At 36.9% G+C, this 1,220-nt stretch carries 2 protein-coding genes; both read right to left on the bottom strand.

Features of this window, described 5'->3' with window-relative positions; genetic code table 11:
- The coding region (locus EGI24_RS14330) for a carboxypeptidase-like regulatory domain-containing protein (protein ID WP_255049145.1) at window positions 1-669 on the bottom strand (669 nt) is incomplete at its 3' end.
- The coding region (locus EGI24_RS14325; protein ID WP_255049144.1) for a phosphatidate cytidylyltransferase at window positions 666-1,220 on the bottom strand (555 nt) is incomplete at its 5' end. The genes EGI24_RS14330 and EGI24_RS14325, both read right to left, overlap by 4 nt.

The following is a 1,220-nucleotide window of genomic DNA, read 5'->3' as shown; positions in this document are numbered from 1 at the left end:
TCCCTTTTCAGTAGGTATATAACTGCCTTTCTTCCAAGACTTATCCGTTAAACTACCATTTTTAACAGACTTAATGAAGTTACTCCAAGCAAATACGTTGGTGAGTGGATTCTGAGTAACTTGTTTTTGACCCTGAAGGTGCATTAGCTGTTGATCCATTGCATATCGATAGTTACCTACTGAACCCATGGCTTGGTTAGCTGCCATACGTTTAATGTTTTCGCTGCTGTAATTTTTTTCTAAAATCTCCCGTTCTTTTTCATTGGGTAGTTCCATTTCTAAGAAGGCAGTTTTGAACTCTTCTTCTGTGCGGAATGGATAAACTTTAACTTCTTTTAACATTTTGGCATCAATACTTAGTTCTACAACCGCCGAATAGTCTAAACCCACATTCTTGGGAATGATATGATATTGTTTTCTAAAACCCAAATAGGAGAAAAGTATAGAATCACCGGGAAAAACATCTAAGATAAAATAGCCTTTTGAATTGGTAAACACTCCCCTTCCAGCTCTATCATTAATCACATAAGCACCAGGCAAAGGCTCGTCATTGCTACCGTCAATTACGAAACCTGAGAAAGTAATAAACTTCTTAGAACCTTGAGCATCAGCTTTATAACCTGCCACAAATAACACTAAGAATATGAAAATGCTTAATAAATATTTCAATTCAATCTGGCGTAAAATTTTATAAATGTAAGAATAAATGGCATAGAGAGCAAAAGCCCGTCAAACCTATCTAGGAAACCACCATGCCCTGGAATCAAACTTCCTGAATCTTTGATTTCAATACTCCGTTTAAACAAAGACTCCACCAAATCGCCCAATGTGCCTGTTGTGGCTATAATGGCCGCAATACACAGCCATTGATCCATTGAAAGCGTATCAGTGAACTTCCAATAAAGAAACGAGGCCAATAAGGCTATTATTGCTCCACCAAAAAAGCCCTCCCAGGTTTTCTTAGGTGAAATTCTTTCAAAAAGTTTACGCCTACCAAATAACCTGCCTGCCATGTAAGCTCCAGAATCATTTGACCATAAAATAATAAACACGCCAATTACCAAGAGTGGCTGGAAATTCCCTTTCCAAAATGCCAGTTCATTCAAAAGTGCAAATGGAAGTGCCACATAAATAATCCCTAAAAATGTATATCCAAGGTTTACAAATGGCTTTGGATCCTTTTTCTTATACAACTTTATAAAAAAAGTAAACGTAAGCAT

It is taken from the genome of Lacihabitans sp. CS3-21, assembly GCF_024343675.1.
GTDB lineage: Bacteria > Bacteroidota > Bacteroidia > Cytophagales > Spirosomataceae > Leadbetterella.
This window is presented reverse-complemented; position numbering and strand designations above follow the sequence as displayed.